Annotated in this window: 13 protein-coding genes; 10 read left to right on the top strand and 3 right to left on the bottom strand. The window is 45.6% G+C overall.

Features of this window, described 5'->3' with window-relative positions; genetic code table 11:
* The first annotated feature begins 47 nt into the window (after nucleotides 1-47).
* The 10 genes from hrpB (at nucleotide 48) to ONE56_RS10500 (ending at nucleotide 16,664) form a co-directional block, all read left to right on the top strand.
* Nucleotides 48-2,516, top strand: a complete 2,469-nt coding sequence (gene hrpB, locus ONE56_RS10545; RefSeq protein WP_423839837.1) for an ATP-dependent helicase HrpB — start codon at nucleotides 48-50, stop codon at nucleotides 2,514-2,516.
* On the top strand, nucleotides 2,509-4,881 hold the full coding sequence (gene mrcB / locus ONE56_RS10540) for a penicillin-binding protein 1B (RefSeq protein ID WP_331438459.1): 2,373 nt from the start codon (nucleotides 2,509-2,511) through the stop codon (nucleotides 4,879-4,881). Before hrpB ends, mrcB begins: the two co-directional genes overlap by 8 nt.
* A gap of 276 nt (nucleotides 4,882-5,157) precedes the next feature.
* Nucleotides 5,158-7,470: a patatin-like phospholipase family protein gene (locus ONE56_RS10535; RefSeq protein ID WP_423839836.1), complete on the top strand. Its 2,313-nt coding sequence runs from the start codon at nucleotides 5,158-5,160 to the stop codon at nucleotides 7,468-7,470.
* Between the two features lie 267 nt (nucleotides 7,471-7,737).
* The gene (gene acnB / locus ONE56_RS10530; protein ID WP_423839835.1) at nucleotides 7,738-10,335 is read left to right on the top strand and encodes a bifunctional aconitate hydratase 2/2-methylisocitrate dehydratase; all 2,598 of its coding nucleotides are present in this window, start codon (nucleotides 7,738-7,740) and stop codon (nucleotides 10,333-10,335) included.
* 151 nt (nucleotides 10,336-10,486) lie between these two features.
* Nucleotides 10,487-10,855, top strand: coding sequence for a YacL family protein (locus tag ONE56_RS10525; RefSeq protein WP_423839834.1), 369 nt, complete (start codon nucleotides 10,487-10,489; stop codon nucleotides 10,853-10,855).
* A gap of 188 nt (nucleotides 10,856-11,043) precedes the next feature.
* A complete protein-coding gene (locus ONE56_RS10520) occupies nucleotides 11,044-11,382 on the top strand; it encodes a P-II family nitrogen regulator (RefSeq protein WP_005386570.1) in 339 nt (112 codons plus the stop codon).
* A gap of 26 nt (nucleotides 11,383-11,408) precedes the next feature.
* A complete protein-coding gene (locus ONE56_RS10515; protein ID WP_423839833.1) occupies nucleotides 11,409-12,638 on the top strand; it encodes an ammonium transporter in 1,230 nt (409 codons plus the stop codon).
* A gap of 147 nt (nucleotides 12,639-12,785) precedes the next feature.
* Entirely contained in the window at nucleotides 12,786-13,799 is a 1,014-nt protein-coding gene (locus tag ONE56_RS10510; protein WP_423839832.1) for a Fe(3+) ABC transporter substrate-binding protein, read from the top strand.
* Between the two features lie 208 nt (nucleotides 13,800-14,007).
* Nucleotides 14,008-15,633, top strand: a complete 1,626-nt coding sequence (locus ONE56_RS10505; RefSeq protein WP_423839831.1) for an ABC transporter permease — start codon at nucleotides 14,008-14,010, stop codon at nucleotides 15,631-15,633.
* Nucleotides 15,633-16,664 (top strand): ABC transporter ATP-binding protein, encoded by a 1,032-nt coding sequence (locus tag ONE56_RS10500; protein ID WP_423839830.1) that lies wholly within the window; start codon nucleotides 15,633-15,635, stop codon nucleotides 16,662-16,664. Before ONE56_RS10505 ends, ONE56_RS10500 begins: the two co-directional genes overlap by 1 nt.
* A 95-nt stretch (nucleotides 16,665-16,759) precedes the next feature.
* Here ONE56_RS10500 and ONE56_RS10495 read toward each other — a convergent pair whose 3' ends face one another.
* The 3 genes from ONE56_RS10495 to ONE56_RS10485 form a co-directional block, all read right to left on the bottom strand.
* Complete coding sequence (locus ONE56_RS10495) at nucleotides 16,760-18,172, bottom strand: phosphoglucomutase/phosphomannomutase family protein (RefSeq protein ID WP_041155601.1); 1,413 nt, start codon at nucleotides 18,170-18,172, stop codon at nucleotides 16,760-16,762.
* Nucleotides 18,173-18,278: 106 nt separating this feature from the next.
* Nucleotides 18,279-20,687 (bottom strand): GH36-type glycosyl hydrolase domain-containing protein, encoded by a 2,409-nt coding sequence (locus ONE56_RS10490; protein WP_331438451.1) that lies wholly within the window; start codon nucleotides 20,685-20,687, stop codon nucleotides 18,279-18,281.
* Between the two features lie 75 nt (nucleotides 20,688-20,762).
* Nucleotides 20,763-22,682: a beta-N-acetylhexosaminidase gene (locus tag ONE56_RS10485; protein WP_331438450.1), complete on the bottom strand. Its 1,920-nt coding sequence runs from the start codon at nucleotides 22,680-22,682 to the stop codon at nucleotides 20,763-20,765.
* Nucleotides 22,683-22,690: the final 8 nt, after the last annotated feature.

Here is a 22,690-nt window from a genome sequence, read left to right as displayed (position 1 = left end):
TTGAGAAGAGTACAATACGGGCAACATTACACCATAAGGTATTTTCTTTGTCACAATTGCCGATCGAAGCCGTGATGCCTGAGTTACTAGCGGCGGTTAAATATCAACAACGAGTGATCTTAAAAGCTGCTCCAGGTGCCGGTAAATCTACCCATTTCCCTTTACAACTTCTCTTGCAGCAAACGGTGCAAGGCAAAATTATCATGTTGGAACCTAGGCGTTTGGCTGCGCGAAATATTGCTCGCTACTTGGCTGAGCGGTTGGGAGAGCGAGTCGGACAACGTGTTGGATACCGTGTTCGCGGGGAAACAAAGGTCAGTAAGGAAACGCAGCTTGAGATTGTGACGGAAGGAATCATGACTCGTATGATTCAAAACGATCCTGAACTGGCTGGTGTCGATTTACTCATTTTTGATGAGTTTCATGAGCGAAGTATTCATGCCGACACCGCACTGGCGTTCAGTTTAGAAGTACAAGAAGCGCTGCGCGATGACCTCAAGCTGGTGGTGATGTCGGCAACACTGGATCACAATGCACTACAGACGTTGCTACCTGATGCGAGTTACATTGAATCCCAAGGGCGCTGCTTTGACGTGGAAACGCGTTACGTGCCTTTATCTGCCAATGATTATTTACCCAATGTTATGGCCAAAAGTATTCAGAATTTGATGAATAAAGAGTCGGGATCATTGTTGGCTTTTCTGCCGGGAGTCGCAGCGATTAAGCAAGTGGAAGAACGCTTAACTGAATTGCCAGAGGATATTGACGTGTGTCCGCTTTATGGTCAGCTAAGCTTCTCTGACCAGCAAAAAGCAATAGCGCCTGCAGTAGCTGGCAAGCGTAAAGTCGTATTGGCCACGAATATTGCAGAAACCTCACTCACAATAGAAGGTATCCGCTTAGTTGTCGATTCTGGCCTAGAGCGAGTGGCTCGGTTTGATTTGAAAAATGGGCTGACGCGATTGGAACAAGTTCGTATTGCTCAGTCTTCTGCGATTCAGCGTATGGGACGAGCAGGACGAATTGAACAAGGCATCTGTGTAAGGTTGTATTCGGAAAGTCAGTTGAAACAGCAGCCATCAGTCTCATCGCCAGAAATTCTTCATTCCGATTTAGCAAGCTTGGTCATGGAGTTAGCGTTTTGGGGAGCGGCGGACATTCAAGATCTCAAGTGGCTGGATATTCCCTCTCCTGCAGCGTTGAATCAAGCCAAGCAATTGTTGATCTCTCTAGGGTTGTTTACCTCGCTAGGTCAGTTAACCTCTAATGGTAAGCAAGCGCATGAACTTGGTGTTGATCCCCGAGCGGCCGCGATGTTAATTAAAGCTCAAGCCCACAGTGAGACGATGCTCTCAACGGCATTGGCTGCTGCGGCTTTGATTGAAGAGCCGGAGCGCAATGTCACTAACATCACACATAGCCTGCATCGTTGGATAGTGGGTACTCACCCAAAACGATCATTGTTGTCAAAGCGTGCACAATCTCTTGCACAAAAGTTAGATACGTCATTCCAGTTAGAGGGTGTCGATGAGAGTGCTTTCCCAATCGTGTTGAGTTTGGCGTTTCCGGATCGCATCGCTCAGCAACGCCATCAGCAATTTGGTCGGTTTACGTTGGCAAACGGGCATGGCGCTGAATGTCACCCTGATGATCCGTTAGGAGGGAGTGAGTACTTAGTGGCTATTGATTTGATGCGTGCGCACTCCAACTCAAGTCAAATTCATTTGGCATGTGAAGTGGACGTCAATATACTGCAAACCACTTTTGGTACGCTATTTTCCACTGAAGAAGTCGTTGACTGGGATGATAAGCGCGGACGCCTAGTCGCTGAACGACAACAAAAGCTCGGGCAATTAATCATTGATCGTGAAACTTTGCCAAGTCCTGGTAAAGAAAAAATGACACAAGCTTTACTCACCTATGTCCGCCGTCAGGGCATAGCGAGTTTAAACTGGACACCAGCAGCAAAAATGCTACTCGAACGTATTCGATGTGCGGCGAACTGGCTAGCAGAACAACCATGGCCAAGTTTTGATGAATCAAGCTTACTTGACTCCTTAGATGAGTGGTTAGCGCCTTATATGGGGTCTGTGTCTTCTGTGAAAGATTTACAAAAAGTCAATCTAGTCGAAGCATTGAATACGCGTTTGGGGTGGCCATTGAATCAGAAAATTGATGAATGGTTACCTGAGTATTATCAACTGCCTACAGGAAGCAAAAAGCGCATTCGATATCAGGCAGGCCACGAGCCCGTGTTATCTATACGTATGCAAGAAATGTTTGGTGAAAGCGGTTCACCAACCATAGCCCAAGGACGCAAACGCTTGGTGCTCGAACTGCTTTCTCCGGCTCAACGTCCTTTACAAGTCACCACAGATTTGGCTGCTTTTTGGCAAGGCAGTTACAAAGAGGTGCAAAAAGAGATGAAAGGGCGCTACCCGAAACATGTTTGGCCAGACGACCCTGCTAATCATGTCGCGACCACGAAAACAAAAAGACAATTAAACAATGACTAACAGTAAAAAGCCCAGTGCAAAGAAAGCACCTGCGAAGAAAAGTGCAGCAAGTAAAGGACCGGCGAAGCGTACTCGACGAACTCCGAGCAAAAAGCCAAGTAATACCAAGCGTTCATGGCTCAAAACGCTTTGGTCGTTTGGATGGAAAGCTGGAATTGCGCTCGCTGCCGTATTGCTGTTTGTCGGTATTTACTTAGACAGTGTGGTCAAAGAGCGTTTTGAAGGTCAATTGTTTGAGTTGCCTACGGTAGTGTATGCCCGTATTTTGAATTTGAGTCCCGGTGAAGATATCAATATCAAAGAGCTGCGCAATGAGTTAGATGTCTTGAATTACCGCAAAGTTAGCCAACCGCGCTACCCTGGTGAGTACTCTTCATCGGCAACACGTATCGAACTGATTCGTCGTCCATTTGAATTTGCAGATGGCCCAGAGCCGGATCGCCACGTGATGCTGCATTTCTCCGGTGACAATCTTAAACGCATCCAATCTCTTGAATCGAAGGGCGATCTGGGATATTTGCGTCTGGAGCCAAAGATGTTGGGGATGTTAGAGAAGGATCAAGATGAGCAACGTTTGTTCCTACGTCGAGATCAATTCCCAGAGATCTTAGTTGATGCGCTGCTGGCCACCGAGGACCGAGACTTTTATCAGCATGATGGTGTGTCTCCACTTGCAATCGCGCGTGCCATGGTCGCGAATATTAAAGCGGGACGGACAGTTCAGGGTGGCAGTACCTTAACTCAGCAGCTGGCGAAAAATATATTCTTAACTCGAGATAAAACGCTGTGGCGTAAGATACGTGAAGCGTACCTTGCACTTATTCTTGATTATCGATACAGCAAAGATCGTATTCTGGAAGCGTATTTAAATGAGGTGTACTTAGGACAAAGTGGTGGTGAAGCGATTCACGGATTTGGCTTGGCGTCACGTTATTACTTTGGTCAGCCCATTCAAGAATTGCGTATTGACCAACTGGCGATGCTAGTTGGGATGGTCAAAGGACCGTCGTACTACAACCCAATTCGTTACCCGGAAAGGACTAAAACGCGCCGTGATCTGGTGCTGCGCTTATTGATGCAACAAGAGATGCTGACCGCTCAACAATACGAGCAGGCGGTAAGTCGTCCACTCGATACGCAAAGTAAGCCACGTATTGCCAGCCGTCAGCCCGCGTATTTCCAGCAACTTAGTATTGAATTAAAAGACAAAGTGGGCGAGCGCTTTAAAGCTGAATCAGGTTTGCGAGTCTTCACTTCTTTAGACCCTGTGTCACAAAGTAAAATGGAGCTGGCGATCAGTAAGAAAATACCTGAGCTGGCTAAGCGTGCAGGGAAAGAACTTGAAGCTGCTGCTATAGCGGTCGATCGTCATAGTGGTGAAATTCGCGCGATGGTCGGCGGAAAGCGCGTCGGCTATGAGGGCTTTAACCGAGCGCTGAACGCCAGTCGTCAAATTGGCTCTTTGGTGAAACCCGCGATTTATCTCACCGCGCTGGAGCACCCAGAGAAATACAATTTAGGGACAACATTGCATGATACGCCTTTGAGCTTAAAGGGCAGTGAAGGCACAGTTTGGACGCCGCGAAATTACGATAGAAAATACCGAGGTGATGTGCCGCTCTTCCTCGCACTGGCCAAGTCACTGAACGTGCCCACCGTGCGTTTGGGGATGCAGTTAGGCATTCCTCAAGTTTCAGACACGCTGAGCCGTTTGGGGATAAATAAAGACGAAATTCGTCCTGTACCTTCTATGTTCTTAGGCTCGTTCTCGTTAACCCCATTTGAAGTGTCTCAGATGTACCAGACACTGACTAACTCAGGTAAGCGAGCGACACTGACGGCATTGCGTTCTGTGATGGATATGCAAGGTAATGTGCTGTATCAGTCACTTCCGCGTTCATCAAGAGCCGTAGATGAGCAAGCTGCATGGCTAACAACCTATGCAATGAAACAGGGTGTGGCTCAGGGGACGGGGCGATTTCTGCAAAGCCAGTTCGCTTGGGCGGCGTTGGCTGGAAAAACGGGCACCAGTAATGATACGCGTGACAGTTGGTTTGTCGGAGTTGATGGTCGTGAAGTCACAACCATCTGGCTGGGTCGTGATGACAATAAACCCACACATTTGACCGGGTCGAGCGGTGCTTTGCGAGTGTATGCAGAATACCTCAATCAACGTATTCCAGAACGTTTACAGTTGCCTTGGCCGCGAGAAGTCACCACTTTGGGTTTTCAAAAAACCAATAAAGGTGGTTTAGAGCTGAATTGTCGCAGTGAATACAAATTGCCAGTTTGGGATAAAAATGGACAAATAAAACAGCAATGTGAGAAAAAATCTAATTGGTTGAATAGCTTGTTTGATTGGTAGTGTCGCCAAATCGACAACATTGACTTGTCTCACAGAACAATTCTTAGTACATATTAGGGCGGTTTTAGGGCTAAGTGGTGATGGGCAATGTCTGTCACTACGCCTAAGCGCCCATTTATACCCAAATGACTTGGTCCACAGTCTTTGTTAACGATTTTTGATTGAGAACCACTCGATCCTCAAATGGTTACCTTGTCTGCGAACCAAGTCATTCTCACTGAACCTAGGGTCTGTTGATGTTTGGGTATACCCAGGAATTAATAAAGGAAGTTATGAATGTTCAATCTGCTGTTGTCAGAATCATTTACTCGCTATTTAGTACTCGTAGTGAGTGTCTTCTTAATCGTTCCTTCTTCCTTTGCTCAAACTGAAAATAATGAATCTTTATCTCGCCCTAAAATTGCTGTGGTTCTCGCGGGAGGCGGGGCAAAAGGCGCTGCTCATATCGGGGTATTAAAAGCGCTAGAAGAAATGAACGTCCCGGTTGATATTGTGACGGGGACGAGTATGGGTGCGTATGTTGGTGGCTTGTATGCGACGGGCATGAGTGCGGATGAAATCGAGAGCTTTATCTATAGCATCGATTGGAACAGCGGTTATCGGGATCGCGTTGATAGAAGTCAACGTCGAGTCCGTGACAAAGTTTATGAAGACCGATACCAAATCACCACAGATCTCGGCGTTAGGTTTGGTGAAATCCGCGCTCCGACCGGTGTTGTGCAGGGACAGAATATGTTGCGTATCTTGCGAGAAACTACTGGCAATCTAGGACGCTTCGATTCTTTCGATGTACTCGCGATCCCATACCGCTCCGTCGCGACTGACATTCTAGATCTGGAAGAGGTTGTCATTGGTAACGGCTATTTGGTTGATGCGATGATGGCGAGTATGTCGGTACCAGGCGCACTTCCTCCTTACTATTTAAATGGCCATATGTTGGTTGATGGCGGTGTGGTTAACAACATGCCAGTCGATGTCGCGCGAGCCATGGGGGCGGATGTGGTTATTGCTGTCGACATTAGTACTGACTACAAAACGAAAGAAGATTTTACTGGGTTATTTACTGTCGCGGACCAACTTTCTAACTACCTTGTCCGCCGTAGTACACAACAACAACGGGAAGAGTTGAAAGAGCAAGATATTTATATTCGTCCTAACGTTGGTGCAATGGAAACGGTCGACTTTGATAAAATGCCTTCCGCATTTCAATCCGGTTATGACATTACTAAGACGTTGCAAGACAAGTTTGAATCACTGCGTCTATCTAACGCTGACTACCAGAAATACATCGACCATAAGCAGGCTGTCCGTAAGACATTGGTGTATGGCGATACGCGAGTTATTGACGACGTCGTCATTATTAATAATACGCACTATAGTGATGTTCTGTTGACCAACCGTCTGCATTTAGAAACGGGGCGGAAAATTCCAACCAAAGAGATAGAAAAAGCGGTTGAAAACCTTTATGCCCTTGACCGGTTTGAGCTGGTTACTTATCACTTTGAGGAGGCTGATGGGTTGACGCAGCTGGTCTTCACTGTCAATGAAAAGTCATGGGGTCCTAATTATCTCAATTTTCGTTTTTTCCTTGAAGACGACTTTGATACAGAGAGTCAGTATGGAATCGGCATGTCGACTAATTTTACGAACCTCAATTCTGATGGTGCGGAGTTAGCGCTCAATATTGAAATGGGCACGGATAAACTGATTGAAGCGGAGCTTTACACTCCTGTTATGTCTAGCCAAGAGGTTTTCGTTTCTTCGCGATTGGCTTATCACAGTGAAAACAGAAATTTACCGTTGGACGATTTCCAAAGTGATGGTTTGCATTCGGTGAAAGATTTTTGGCCGGTGTCTTACGGTTACTTCACTTCCGAGGTGGCACTTGGTCTTCAACCGACATTATGGCAAGAACTTCGCTTTGGCGCTCGATACTCAACGGGCAATGTGGAACTCTCAACGGTTGCGTCTGCTGGTAAACTTGATTTCGAAAGGCGAGGGCTATTCGCGGATTATCGCTTAGATACTCTGGATGACTTTGCTTTTCCTACGCGCGGTTATTTGGTCGATTTAGAATACGTCGTCTCGCATGATACAAGCCCATATGGGAGTATTGATAACTATGAAACGGCAGAAGATACTGTGTATGAAATATCAGCTCGTCTTAAAGGCGCGGTTAGCCATCAGCGTCATACTTTAGTCGGACATGCGGACTACAGTTTCGTCGATAGCAAAAACGCTTCTGTTCCGTTAAATCCTCGAGAACTTGGTGGCTTTTTAAATCTTTCTGGTATTCCGAGAAACAGCCTAATTGGTAATAACTTGTTTTATACCAGCCTAGTATATCGATACAAATGGTTCGATAACGACTTTGGTCTGTTTGAGGCTCCCGTTTATCTGGGAGCATCGGTAGAACATGGTGGTGTGTGGTCGGACAATGATATGAAGTTAAATGATGCGCCACTGTATAATGCCGGCTCGCTGTTTTTTGGCGTTGACTCTCCAATTGGACCGATTATGTTGGCTTATGGTCTTACGGAACAGAATATGAGTGCGGTGTATTTGATCGTAGGGACATCGTTTAATTAATTAGCAAAAGAAAGCAAATGTTAAGCATATTTGAGCAAAATTAGCCGGACTTTAGTCGTAAGTTGCTATGTTGGTCAAAATGATTAGATTTTAATTGAAGGTTAAATTTGCTATTCTCTTGCCCACAGTTTGGCCTCTACGGCGCTGTTTCTCAATCATTATTGAATGAAAACAAGGGCAATGGAGAGCCAAGTTTCCAAGGATGTTTACTCCTTTACTTTAACAATAGTAATAATAAAGGAGGAACCGCAATGAGAGGAAAAAGTCGTGCTTGAAGCCTACCGTAAACACGTCGAAGAGCGTGCTGCCGAAGGAGTTGTTCCTAAACCCCTAGACGCTGAGCAAGTCGCTGGACTTGTTGAATTGCTTAAAACTCCCCCACAAGGTGAAGAAGAGTTTCTTCTTGATCTTCTAGAAAACCGTATTCCACCAGGTGTTGATGAAGCGGCTTACGTTAAAGCTGGTTTTTTAACTGCTGTAGCGAAAGGCGAAGTGAAGTCGCCACTCGTTGATCGTGAAAAAGCAGCTAAATTGCTTGGCACGATGCAAGGTGGTTACAACATTGCCCCACTCGTTGAGTTGTTGGATGATGAGCTGCTCGCGCCAATCTCTGCAAAAGCTTTGTCTCATACCTTGCTGATGTTTGATGCTTTCTACGACGTAGAAGAGAAAGCCAAAGCTGGTAATGCATTCGCCCAGCAAGTTCTACAATCTTGGGCTGATGCGGAGTGGTTCCTATCTAAGCCTCAACTGCAAGAAAAAATCACTCTGACCGTATTCAAGGTGACGGGCGAAACAAATACCGACGACCTGTCGCCTGCACCAGATGCATGGTCTCGTCCAGATATTCCAGTGCACGCACTTGCGATGCTAAAGAATGAGCGTGAGGGTATTAATCCGGATCAACCAGGTAATGTTGGTCCGATAAAACAACTTGAAGAACTAAAAAACAAAGGCCATCAACTGGTATACGTTGGTGATGTTGTTGGTACAGGTTCTTCACGTAAATCAGCAACGAACTCTGTGCTTTGGTTTATGGGAGACGATATCCCTTACGTACCAAACAAACGTGCTGGCGGTTACGTACTTGGCGGTAAGATTGCGCCTATCTTCTTTAACACGATGGAAGATGCAGGGGCTCTGCCGATTGAGGTTGACGTGTCTAAGCTCAACATGGGCGATGTGATCGACGTGTACCCATTTGAAGGTAAAGTATGCAACCACGAAACAGGCGAAACACTGGCTGAATTTAAGCTAAAAACCAGCGTACTTATTGACGAAGTACGTGCTGGTGGTCGTATCCCACTGATCATTGGTCGTGGTCTGACTGACAAAGCTCGCCAATCACTAGGCCTAGAACCAACGGACATTTTCCGCAAGCCAGGTGACATTGCTGATTCTGGCAAAGGTTACTCACTTGCACAGAAAATGGTAGGTAAAGCGTGTGGCGTAGAAGGTATTCGTCCTGGCACATACTGTGAGCCTAAAATGACGACGGTTGGCTCTCAGGACACGACAGGTCCAATGACGCGTGACGAGCTTAAAGATCTTGCTTGTCTTGGCTTCTCTGCCGACTTAGTCATGCAGTCTTTCTGTCATACGTCGGCATATCCAAAACCAGTCGATGTGAATACACACCATACATTACCTGATTTCATCATGAACCGTGGTGGTGTTTCCCTACGTCCGGGTGACGGTATTATCCACTCGTGGCTAAACCGTATGCTACTACCAGATACGGTTGGTACTGGTGGTGACTCGCATACTCGATTCCCACTTGGTATCTCGTTCCCAGCTGGCTCTGGCTTGGTTGCTTTTGCAGCAGCGACAGGCGTAATGCCTCTCGATATGCCAGAATCTATCTTGGTGCGTTTTAAAGGCAAGATGCAACCAGGAATCACACTACGTGACCTTGTTCATGCCATTCCTTACTACGGTATTAAGCAAGGCCTATTGACAGTAGAGAAAGCTGGCAAGATTAACGAATTTTCTGGTCGTATCCTTGAGATTGAAGGTCTAGAGCACTTAACCGTAGAGCAAGCGTTTGAGTTGTCTGATGCATCAGCAGAGCGTTCTGCGGCAGGTTGTACTGTTAACCTATCTCAAGAGTCGATCGAAGAGTACCTAAATTCTAACATCGTGATGCTGAAGTGGATGATCTCGGAAGGTTACGGTAACCGCCGTACGATCGAGCGTCGTATTACTGCAATGCAAGAGTGGTTAGCAAATCCAGAGCTGATGCGAGCGGATAAAGATGCAGACTACGCACACGTCATTGAAATTGATATGGATGAGATCGGTGAGCCTGTATTATGTGCACCGAATGATCCAGATGATGCTCGCTTGTTGTCTGAAGTTCAAGGTACTGAGATCGATGAAGTTTTCATCGGGTCTTGTATGACTAACATCGGCCACTTCCGTGCGGCAGGTAAACTGCTTGAGCAATGGGGTGGTACGTTAGATACCCGCCTTTGGGTTGCACCACCAACGAAAATGGACCGTGACCAGCTAACTGAAGAGGGTTACTACGGTATTTATGGTCGTGCTGGCGTTCGTATTGAAACTCCAGGGTGTTCACTATGTATGGGTAACCAAGCTCGCGTCGCGGATAAGGCAACGGTGATTTCGACTTCAACGCGTAACTTCCCGAACCGTCTTGGTACAGGTGCAAATGTCTACCTGTCTTCAGCGGAGCTCGCGGCCGTTGGGGCAATCCTAGGTCGCATTCCGACCAAGGAAGAATACCTAGAGTACGCAGCGAAAATTAACGCGACTGCATCGGATACTTACCGTTACTTGAACTTCCATAAGATGGAACAGTACACTGAGAAAGCAGATACAGTTATTTTCCAAGAACCTGCATAAGTAATCGCACCAAAAAGTGAATCATAGATTGCACTAATAGAGAGCACCTCAATTGAGGTGCTTTTTTTTATGGTATTTGGGTATCCACAATCAATTGGTTATACTCCGCACCAAATTGATACGAAACACACCGATATGAAAGGCGATCTCGATGGAATATGAATTCATCCGTAATACTTTAATGGGAGAATATTACGTTAAGTGCAGCATGGGACATGAGATTGTAGGGCGATGGTTGCAAGAAGAAATTGGTAAAGATCGGATGAAAATCGCTCAAGTTGAAGCACTGATTGAACAGTCATTTTGTTCGCCTTCTCAAGAGCATAGTTTACTGGGAACTGAGATCAGCTTGATGATTCATGGTGATGAGGTATTGGTGGAAGAGAACACCATGTCGCACGATCACGACATTGAGCTGGAAAGTGAGTTTGACTTTTATAACGCTGAAAGCACAGCCAGCTGTGGGCGAGAAGATTTTGTCACCCTTATCGAGCAATGGAAATCGTTTCTGAATATATAATGCACAATTTTGGGCAACAGTTAGTTGCTTGCTTTAAAATTGTGAAAAGAGCGCACCGCAATGGTGCGCTCTTTTTGTTTGTGTAGACGCTTAATATGGTTAGTTATTTAAAATCAGCAACTTAAAAACTTGGCACGTTGTTTGGATTAATAAGATCGTTTCAGGATGAAAGCTTCGGAGAAAATTTAATGAAAATAATCAACGCCATTATTAAGCCATTCAAGTTGGACGATGTTCGTGAAGCATTGGCTGACGTTGGTATCGAAGGGATGACAGTATCAGAAGTCAAAGGTTTTGGTCGTCAAAAAGGTCACACAGAGCTATATCGTGGGGCTGAGTATCAAGTCGATTTTCTACCAAAAGTAAAAATAGAAATCGCCACTCATGCTGACAATGTGGATCGCGTGGTAGAAGCGATCACAAAAGCAGCACAAACAGGAAAGATTGGTGATGGTAAGATTTTTGTCTACGACCTGAATCAAGCTGTGCGTATCCGTACGGGTGAAATGGACGCAGAAGCACTTTAAGAATTCAAGGGATTGGAGTAATTATTATGGAATTAGCAACAACGGTAACGGAGCTACGTTACGCACTAGACACTTTTTTCTTCCTCATTTCCGGTGCGTTGGTTATGTGGATGGCAGCAGGCTTCGCCATGCTTGAAGCGGGTTTAGTTCGCTCTAAAAATACAACAGAAATCTTAACTAAGAACTTTTGCTTGTACGCAATTGCTTGTACGACATATTTAGTCGTCGGTTACAACATCATGTACGTCGGCAACGGTGAAGGCGGTTGGTTACCTTCATTCGGTGGCTTGATTGGTACGCAAGGTGAAGGTGCGGATCACTCACTTGAGTCTGATTTCTTCTTCCAAGTGGTATTTGTAGCAACAGCAATGTCTGTGGTATCAGGTGCGGTTGCTGAGCGTATGAAACTATGGTCTTTCTTAGTATTCTCAGCAATTTTGACCGCATTCATCTACCCAATGGAAGGTTACTGGACGTGGGGTGGCGGTTTCCTAGCAGAGGCTGGCTTCAGTGACTTCGCTGGCTCAGGTATTGTGCATCTGGCGGGCGCGTCTGCGGCTCTAGCTGGTGTATTACTGCTTGGTGCTCGCAAAGGCAAATATGGTAAAAACGGTGAAATCCACCCAATCCCTGGCTCAAACATGCCATTGGCGACATTGGGTACATTCATCCTATGGTTTGGTTGGTTCGGCTTTAACGGCGGTTCTCAGCTGATGGTTTCTGACTTTGAGAACGCGACAGCAGTTGGTCAAATCTTCCTCAACACTAATGCTGCAGCAGCAGCCGGTGCAATCGCAGCACTGTTCGTATGTAAGACTACTTGGGGTAAAGCAGACCTAACCATGATTCTAAACGGTGCATTGGCTGGTCTGGTTGCTATCACTGCTGACCCTCTATCACCATCACCACTTTACGCAGTGGCAATTGGTGCGGTCGCGGGTGTTGTCGTGGTGTTCAGCATCATTGGTCTAGATAAACTTAAGATTGACGATCCAGTGGGTGCTATCTCAGTACACGGTGTGTGTGGTTTCTTCGGTCTGATGGTTGTTCCTCTAAGTAATGGTGATGCAACATTTGGTGCTCAGCTTCTTGGTGCTGCCGTTATCTTTGCTTGGGTATTTGGTGCAAGTTTGGTTGTGTGGGCAATCTTGAAAGCAACCGTTGGTATCCGTGTTAGTGAAGAAGAAGAGATGGAAGGTATGGACATGCACGACTGTGGTGTAGGTGCGTATCCTGAGTTCGTCACTGCGAAATAATCTCTTAGTAGTATTTCATTACATTCTTAATCACAAAACCTGCTCCGATGAGCAGGTTTTTTTATTTGTGTGATTGTTTTACTATTGAACATGATTATAATAACGCAACTGATAAACGTTATCATTAGCATCGTAAAGGATTAAACAATGAAAAAACTGTTAGCTCTTTCAATATTGTCTAGCGCTATATTAGCACCAACGGTTTCAGCGGCTGAAGAGGTGAACGTCTACTCTTACCGTCAGCCTTTTTTAGTTGAGCCGATGTTTAATGAGTTCACAAAAGACACTGGCATTAAAGTAAACGTCAAATTTGCCAAACAAGGACTGGCAGAAAAACTCGCTCAAGAAGGTGAGTACAGCCCGGCAGACGTTGTTCTGACAACCGATATTAGCCGTCTAGCAGAGCTCACTGATAAAGATCTAGTACAGAAAGTTGACAGCGACATCATTGAAGCAAATGTTCCAGCACAATACCAAGACAAAGAAAACGAATGGTTCGCGTTAACACTTCGTACCCGTAGTGTTTACTCTTCTCGTGACCGCGTGGGTAAACTTGGTGCAGATTTTAACTATGCGGATTTAGCAAAGCCTGAGTTTAAGGGCAAAATATGCACGCGTAGCGGTAAGCACCCATACAATGTATCGCTCGTATCTTCTATGATTGCGCATCATGGTGAAGCCGAAACCAAGCAGTGGCTAGAAGGCGTTAAAGCGAACCTGGCTCGCAAACCTCAAGGCAACGACCGTGCGCAAGTGAAAGCGATCAAAGAAGGCCTTTGTGATGTTTCATTGGGCAATAGCTATTACCTAGGGAAAATGGTCAATGATAAAGAGCAAAAAGCTTGGGCTGATGCGGTTTACATCAATTTCCCTAATCAAGAAACGACAGGCACACACGTAAACATTTCCGGTATGGCAATGGCTAAATACTCACCGAACAAAGAAAACGCATTAAAGTTAATGGAGTTTTTAACGGGTGACAAAGCGCAGAAAATGTATGCTGAAGTTAACTTTGAATACCCGGTTAAAGAAGGCGTACCACGTTCTGAGTTAGTTGATTCGTGGGGGGACTTTAAAGCGGATACTATTTCTCTCGACGACATCGCAGCTCATCATGAAGCGGCAATTAAATTGCTCGATGAAGTAAAATTTGACCTTTAATGTCGATATCCAAGTCATTCAGATAGGGGGACAGTTTGCTTAGCAGTGCGTATTTTTTCTTGAAGTTGCGCGAATGGTAACGCTCTGAGCCCTTCATCTTGAAGTTATTTGGGTATATGGGGTATAACGGTTGCCCCATTTGATTAAAGGATATGAGATGTATTTGCAGCGGCATTTATATTTCGTAAAGCCTTGCAGTAATTAGGCAATGAAAGATAAACATTCTTCATGGAAGACCAGTAGTGGAGTATTAACTTTATTACTGGTTTTGCCGATCTTAGCGATCTTCTACACCGCAATTGGTGAGACGGATGACCTGTTTGCTCATTTGATGTCAACGGTTATGCCGACCTATATCTACAACACTATCACACTGACTTTTGGCGTGATGGTGCACTCCTTAATACTCGGTATTCCCAGTGCTTGGGTAATGGCCATGTGCAAGCTTCCCTCTGAAAAGTGGTTACAGTGGGCGTTGGTATTGCCTTTGGCCATGCCGGGCTACATTATTGGTTATATCTTTACCGACTGGTTTGATTTTGCTGGTCCGATTCAGGTTGTTTTGCGTGATTTTACGGGGTGGGGTCCAGGAGAGTATTGGTTCCCTGATATTCGGACGTTGTTTGGGGCGACTTGGGTATTATCCCTGGTCTTGTATCCCTACGTTTATCTGCTTTGCCGTGCGGCATTTATGGAGCAAAACGTCTCGTTGTTGCAAAGTGCTCGATTGTTGAAGTGTTCTCCTTGGAAGAGTTTTTTTCGCATCTCTTTGCCTTTAGTGCGCCCTTCCATTGCGGTCAGTTTATCTTTGGTGGCAATGGAAACCATTGGTGATTTCGGTACGGTCAGTTACTTCGCGGTGAACACGTTAACAACAGCGGTCTATGATACTTGGCTCGGTTATTCTAATTTGAATGCAGCGGCTAAAATCTCCGCAATCATGCTTGTCATTGTCGTGCTTTTATTGAGTGCAGAACGGTACAGTCGTCGTAAGCAGAAGTTGTTTCAGAGTCAATTCAATAGTCACGAAGATTTTCGATATGAGCTCAGTGGATGGAAAAAGTGGGCAGCACTGATTTGGTGTTGGGGGCTCGTTACCATTGCGTTTATTTTGCCACTCATGCAGCTGATCAGCTATTCCATTACCTATTTTGCACAAAGTTGGACGCCTGAGTTTAGAGAATATGCCTACAACAGTGTTGTTGTGTCGGTGATTGCTGCAGTGATTGGTGTTACGGTTGCCATCGTGGTGAACTTTACCCATCGACTGAATGGAAAACGAGACAGTTTAGTGTTCATGCGTTTGTCTTCTATGGGATATGCGGTGCCTGGTACCGTATTAGCAATCGGTGTGATGGTTGCAGTGTTATTTATGGACCACCGTATCAATGACGTTGCTAAAGCCATGGAGTTGGGTAGGCCAGGGTTGATCTTTTCTGGATCTATGTTTGCGATTGTTTTTGCTATGGTGGTTCGGTTCTCTGCTGTTGCAATTGGTAGCGTTGAGAGCCACCTCAATAAAATCTCTCCATCTTTAGATATGGCTTCTCGCACGATGGGGTGCTCACCAAACACAATGCTGTGGCGAGTACATATACCATTAATAAAGCGTGGGGCATTAATTGCAGCGCTCTTGGTGTTTATTGAGTCGATGAAAGAACTGAATGCAGCGTTACTCTTACGCCCGTTTAACTTCGAAACCCTGGCGACTTATGTTTATAATTTTGCGTCAGATGAGCATTTAGAATTGGCGGCTTTGCCTGCTGTGTTGCTGGTTCTTGTTGGGTTAGTCCCACTTGTTGTTGTCAACCGTTCACTGGAGCAAAATCACTGATGAGCTGTGCATTATCAATTAATAACCTGACTTGCCAATACGATGATCAAACCGTTCTGGAGTCTTTATCGTTAGACGTGGAACAGGGACAAATTGTATGTCTACTTGGGGCAAGTGGCTGTGGTAAAACAACCTTGCTCAAAGCCATTGCAGGGTTATTGCCTTTGAGCTCAGGGGAAATGCGTCTTAACTCGCTGATCATTGACGACAGCAAGCATTGGTTGCCACCAGAGCAGCGTAATATCGGGATGATTTTCCAAGATTATGCGCTCTTTCCGCACCTTAACGTTGCGCAAAATATTGCATTTGGCTTGGAAAATTTATCAACACAATCAAAGCAAGCTAAGGTGCAGGAAATGCTCGAGCTTGTGCACCTTCAAGGGTACGCTGATCGTTATCCTCATCAGTTGTCTGGTGGACAACAACAGCGTGTTGCGATCGCTCGTTCACTGGCTTACAGCCCTGATCTTTTGTTGTTGGATGAGCCATTTTCTAATATTGATACCCAAGTTCGCCACGAGTTAATTCGTGAAATTCGAAAAATATTCAAACAGCAGGGTGTCACGGCGATTTTCGTTACTCACAGCCGCGAAGAGGCCTTTGCGTTTGCGGATAAATTGGCGGTGATGAATAATGGGGTCATTGAACAATATGGCACGGCTTCAGAGCTTTACTATCAACCTTCGAGTAAATTTGTGGCGGATTTTTTAGGGGGAGGAAGTTATCTAGAAGCCACAAGAGTCTCAGAAACCCAGTTTAACACTCACCTAGGCCTGATCGAAGCGAACGCGCAACAGGTGATTGATATACAAGCTCAATGCGCATTATTACTACGTCCACAACATGTATTAATTAAACAAGATGACAGTAGTGCGGTGAAGGTGTTGGAACAGCATTTTATGGGAGACCATTGCAGGTATGTGATTGATGTCGAAGGAGACCATCTGTTAGCGACTTCGACTGAAGCTTTGAATGTGGGTGATCGTGTTGTGGTGCAAATTGATATGCAGGGTGTGCTCGCTTTTACCTAAGTTGATTGCTCGACAAAAAAGGCCCGGCAGTGATACCGGGCAAGTGTTCCCCTTCTTTAATACAACTTAAGCAACACGCTTAAGTCTCTGGACAGTTATAAAGACAAAAAGTCTTTAAACTGCTGAAGAACACGTTCTGCAGTGTCTTTGTCTTTCATCTCGGCAAAAATTCGTAAAAGTGGCTCAGTGCCAGAGAAACGAGCGATGACCCAGCCGCCATTTTGGAAGTAGACTTTCGCTCCGTCTTCGTAACTGACTTTTTCGATATCAAATTCAAATTCGGGCAGCTGTTTCTCAACGTATAGCTTGTTGAACAACTGTTCTTTTTGCGCTGGTTTAAATTTGCAGTCGCCTTCTGCCATATAGGCGTAACCATACTTACTATAGATTTCGTCCAATAATTCTGAAATCTTTTTGCCCGTTACCGAAATCATTTCAACGAGTAAACTGGAAGCAAAAACGCCATCTTTACCTTTGATGTGACCGCGAATGGTCAAGCCGCCTGAGCTTTCCCCGCCAATTAAAGAATCATCGGCTTCCATTTGTGAGCTAATGTGTTTGAATCCGACAGGCACTTCAAAACACGTTTCTCCATGATCTTGTGCGATTTTATCGAGTAAATGTGTGGTGGCGATATTACGTACGACAGAGCCTTTCCAACCTTTGTATTCGAGCAAGTAATAGTAGAGTAAGATCAGAACTTCGTTTGGGTGAATGAAGTTGCCTTTTTCGTCAATGATGCCTAAACGATCGGCATCACCGTCAGTGCCAATACCGATGTCATAGCCTTGTTGAGCGACCAAGTGCATCAGTCGGTAAAGAGTTGCGGCACTTGGAGATGGCATTAAGCCACCAAAATCTGGATTTTTACCATCGTTGATTACATCGACTTCACAGCGACCATTGATCAATACTGTTTGCAACGCATTTTTTGCCACACCAAACATTGGGTCAATCAACACACGCAGGTTGGCTTGCTTTATTGACTCTATATCGATGAAGTCAATAATTGAGTCGACGAATTCATTCATTGGGTTAATGATATCGATCAGGTGGTCTTCGACGGCTTGATCAAAATCGATACTTTTGATGTCCTGAATTCTTAGGGTCGATATTTGTGATTCAATCTTTTCTGTGATGATCTCGTCTGCGTCTCGTCCACCTTCGATGAACACTTTTATGCCGTTGTAATCCGCAGGGTTGTGAGAGGCGGTGATACAGGCTGAATAGGCACAACCCATTTCTTTCGCTTTAAACATCACAATTGGGGTTGGAACAAACTTATCGATGAAGCTCACTACGATGCCGTTCGCGGCAAGAACTTCAGCAAACCAACGTCCCGCTTTATCTGATAAAAATCGGCGGTCATAACCAATGATAAAGCCCCGCTCGGCGACAGACTCATCATTGGTGATGTTTGCAATGGCTTGTGCCACTAATCGGACATTGTCTTTGGTGAACTCTTCGCCAATAAATGCGCGCCAACCGCCTGTACCAAATTTGATCATAATTCGAACCTCTATAAGGGCGTTTTGTTATCGTCCCTGAAAATATTGCTAGCAGACCCAATGCACCTTCCCAAAAGGGTCGGTGCATTAGACTAACTTAAATGGATTAACCAAGCGTGACGATGACGTCGTTAACCGTACCTTCAGCTTGTACCGGTACTGAAGTGCCGGTGACGGCTAATCCATTGAGAGTGATAGACTTCACGCCCTTACTCACCGAGTCTGGATTAACGACTTTGATATTGTACGTTGCCCCTAGCCACTGACGCGTGACCTCAAATCCCGGCCAGTTGGTTGGAATACATGGGTCTATAGTGAGGCCATCAAAGCCTGTTCGAACGCCAAGGATGAAGTTCGTTACGGCAAAATAAGCCCAGCCAGATGTACCCGTTAGCCAAGGGTGGTTGGCGCGGCCATGATCTTGATGATCTCGCCCCATAATAAATTGAACGTATGAGTATGGTTCTGCGATACGTTTTTCAATGATGTCGTTTTGATTGTATGGGTTTAGGGCATCGTAAAACTTCATCGCTTGATCACCGCGCCCCAGTTTTGCTTCCGCAACCCAAGCCCAAGGGTTTGGATGCGAGAAAATGGCACCGTTTTCTTTTACGCCTTGATAGACGCGAGTCACGAAGCCGATATCATCATTTGGCGTGGCAAACGAAGGGGAGTTGAGGTGCAAGCCATACTCAGAGAACAAGTTCTCGTCCACGGCGTCCATCGCTTTTTCGCCACGTTCTTGAGAAACCGCACCAGAAAGTACCGCGAGCGTGTTTGACTCTAGGTGGACACGGCCTTCTTTTTGTTGTGCTGTACCAATCTTATCGCCGTCTTTGGTTAAGCCGCGAATATACCAGCCACCTTCTTCGTCCCACAGGTGAGTTTCGCATGCTTCGCGAACATTGGCCGCCATTTCGGTGTATTTTTCTACGTCGGCGTCTTTACCTAGATACTTGGCGAGTTCAATGAACTCTTGCAGTGCCCAGAAATGTAGGAAAGACACCATCGATGATTCACCACCACCTAAGTTCAAGCAGTCATTCCAGTCCGCACGAAGACCTTTACAAATACCGGTTTGACCGACGTATTCTGCGGAGAAATCAAGCGCAGCTTTCATGTGGTCGTAAACGGTGGCATCACCACCATCCGCATAAGGGATCATTTCGTCAAAGAAGCTGTGTTCACCAGTTTCCACGACGTATTTGCAGATAGTAGGGACGAGCCATAGGTGGTCATCGGAACAGGTGTCTTCAATGCCATGGATTTTGTCTTCATCAGACGGAGTTGGCACGACCGTCGGTGACTTGGACGGTTTAACGTCTGCTTTTTCCGGATCAAACCAATCTGGATCAAACAAGTGCAAACCGTACCCCGCTTTTACTTGGCCACGGAGGAGATCAACCAAACGTTTACGCGTCATGGATGGGTTAGCATGAGGGACTGAAATCGCATCTTGCGCGGTATCACGGTAGCCAAGACCCGTACGTCCCCCAACTTCAATAAAGGAGGCAAAGCGAGACCAGACCACACAAGTTTCTGCTTGATAAAGCGTCCAAGTGTTGATCATGGTATCCAGCCCTTCATTTGGCGACTTCACTTGGAACTTCGCACAGCGCTCATCCCAGTGAGCTTTGATGCCTGCAAATGCGTTGTCCACTTCAGCAAGGTTTTGGTACTTCGTGCGCAGACGCTCGCCATTACCTTTACCGATACCTAGGATATAAGCAAAACGGACTTCTTCACCCGGCTGGATGGTGAACTGCTTATGCAGCGAACCGCAATGGTTGTAGCAAGTTTGTGCTGTGTTGAAGCACTGTCCTTGCTCTACTGCCAGTGGGTTGGCTTCGTCACGATAAAGACCGAGGAAGCTATCGCGTTGACCGTCGTATGAATCAGGGTCGAACGTCGATGCTAGGTAGTAGAAACCTTCAAAGTCGTTGGTGTTGTAGTAAAGATCGTATTCAATCACGCCATCGTTGTACGCAGTGCCCGCTGAGTATAGCGACATTTGGTGGTTTTGGTTGTCTGATTGAATATGGCTAAACGAAAACTCAACAAAAGAAAATGCGCTGATGGTACGTGGCTTATTAGAGGTGTTTTTTATCACGACGTCCCAAACTTCTGCATCTTCGCCTTTTGGAACGAATAGGGTTTTCGTCGCGGTAATACCGTTGTATTCACACTTAAATTTAGAGTAAGACAAGCCATGACGAACTTCGTAACTCGCTTCATCTAGGCTTTTCGCCACTGGTTGCCATGAAATTGACCAGTAATCACCCGTCTCGTCATCGCGCAGATACACGTAATGCCCTGGACGATCGAACGTCGCGTTAGGGCGGAACTTAGTCACACGATTGTATTCTGGAGAGTTATAGAATGAGTAACCGCCAGCATTGTGAGAGATAACAGTACAGAACTTCTCTGTACCCAAGTAATTAGTCCAAGGTGCTGGAACGTCAGGACGAGTGATGACGTATTCACGATTCTCATTATCGAAATAGCCGTATTTCATTGTGTATTTCCTTTTTACAAAGCTGCGTAGACAGCTAAAAGATTAATCTCTAAAAAAGTGAAGCATTGGTTTGGGTTACTTCCACGGTTGACGGTAGTTCACACCCTGTAAATCCAGTAGAGGGAGGTGGCCTTTCAAACGCGATAAATAGTCGGTCCAGTCTCGGTTGTTTTTATCCGTCCAACATGCCTCTGCCATAGCAGTAAGACGCGGGAATACCATGTATTCCATACGTGATTGGTTATTGATGATTTCGCTCCATAATGCCGTCTGAATCCCCCAAATACGTTTTCTGATTGGGTCATCATCCGGAACTTCCGCTAATGGCTCGTAGTTGTAAGCTGTCTCTAACGAAATAGGGTTGGTCCAGTCCACTCCAGGTTCTTCTGGGGCGTAATCTTGTGTCATATCTAAGTAAGTGCTTTGCGCTGGCTGAAGTACGACATCGAAGCCTTGACGAGCACAGTTCAATGCCGCTTCCTCACTGAGCCAAGAATAAATCACCGTATCTTTACTCACTTTGTCACCGTGTTGTGCTTCTTCCCAACCCAACATCCGTTTTCCAAGTTTGCGTAGTTTGTCTTCCGCGTGGCGTAAAAAGTGACCTTGCAACTCTTTGTAATCGTGATAACCAAGTTGTTGCATCAAATCTTGGCATGCAGGGCTTTTGGACCAAACGCCGTGTGGAACTTCGTCTGCACCAATATGTAGATAAGGTGCAGGGAAAAGTTCAGCCACTTCTTCCAACACTTTATCGATAAACTCATAGCTGCCTGGTAGTGCAGGATTGAGGACGTTATCGTTGTAATGCTGGATGCTGCGATACTCTGTGGTATCAGATTCTTCAACCAACAGATGTGGTAGGGATTTAATGGCGGCTCGGCAGTGTCCAGGGATATCAATTTCAGGTATGACCGTAATGCCTCGCTGAGCGGCAAACGCGACGACATCTTTGATTTGCTCTTGTGTGTAGAAACCCCCATACCGTTTCGAGAGATTCGTGTACTGAGGTTCTATTACCTCATCTAAACCACGCCAAGCACCAATATTCGTTAACTCAGGGAAGGCCTTAATTTCAACTCGCCAACCTTCATCATCGGTTAAGTGCCAATGAAAGGTATTGAATTTGTAGTGAGCGAGGTGATTGATCAATTGTTTCACCTGATCGACGGAATGGAAATGTCGGGCACAATCGAGCATCATTCCACGATAGTGAAAGCGAGGTCGATCTTCTATCGCACAACAAGCTACATCGAAAGAATCGGGTTGTTCTCCTGGTTTTATCAATTGCAATAAAGTTGCGCTCGCATGAATAAATCCCGATGACGATCCGGCTTCAACTTTGATGGACTCTTGCGATACTTTGAGCCTATAAGCAGCGTCATCTAGTGTTGGGTTGGCTTGAAAGAGTATCTGACTATTGCTCGAAGTGGTCAGATCGAGTTGATATATTCTCTGCAACTCTTCGGTCAACCAAGCTTGTGCTGAGCTAGCTAAGTTGGAGTGTGCTGAAATACCAACATGCTTACCCAGCGTAAAAGTGTGCTCTGCTACTTCAATATGGTTCGGCTTTGGTACCAAAGGCTGTGAGTGAGCTTGGCTTGGCGGCACACTACTGCGTTCTTTGTACGGAGAGGCTAACACAATTGGCGTTACGTCAACCTCTGCTCGTTGCAGTTTGCCATCAATCATAAAGTCCACTAACGCTTCGTTGAACCCATCTGAGTAATAACGAAATGGGTTTGAACCAATACTGAACTCACAATAAAAGTGTTGATTTGCGGCTAAAACCATCGACTCTGGCTTAAGCACGCAGTAACTGCCTATTTGCTTAATGTAACCACTTGATACACTGTTTGGTAAAATGTAGCGGTCAAAAGCGAAAGTTAAATGCCAGTCAGACAAATTCTGGTCACTCAAATTATGAAAAGTGAGACCAAATCTGCAATTTTGTTTCTGTTCTGATAAGACGACTAAGTCAACGCGATATTCCATCTTTACTC

The sequence above is a fragment of the Vibrio mytili genome (assembly GCF_049563345.1).
GTDB lineage: Bacteria > Pseudomonadota > Gammaproteobacteria > Enterobacterales > Vibrionaceae > Vibrio > Vibrio mytili.
The sequence above is the reverse complement of the archived record's forward strand: the minus strand, read 5'-3'. Positions and strand labels throughout refer to the sequence as shown.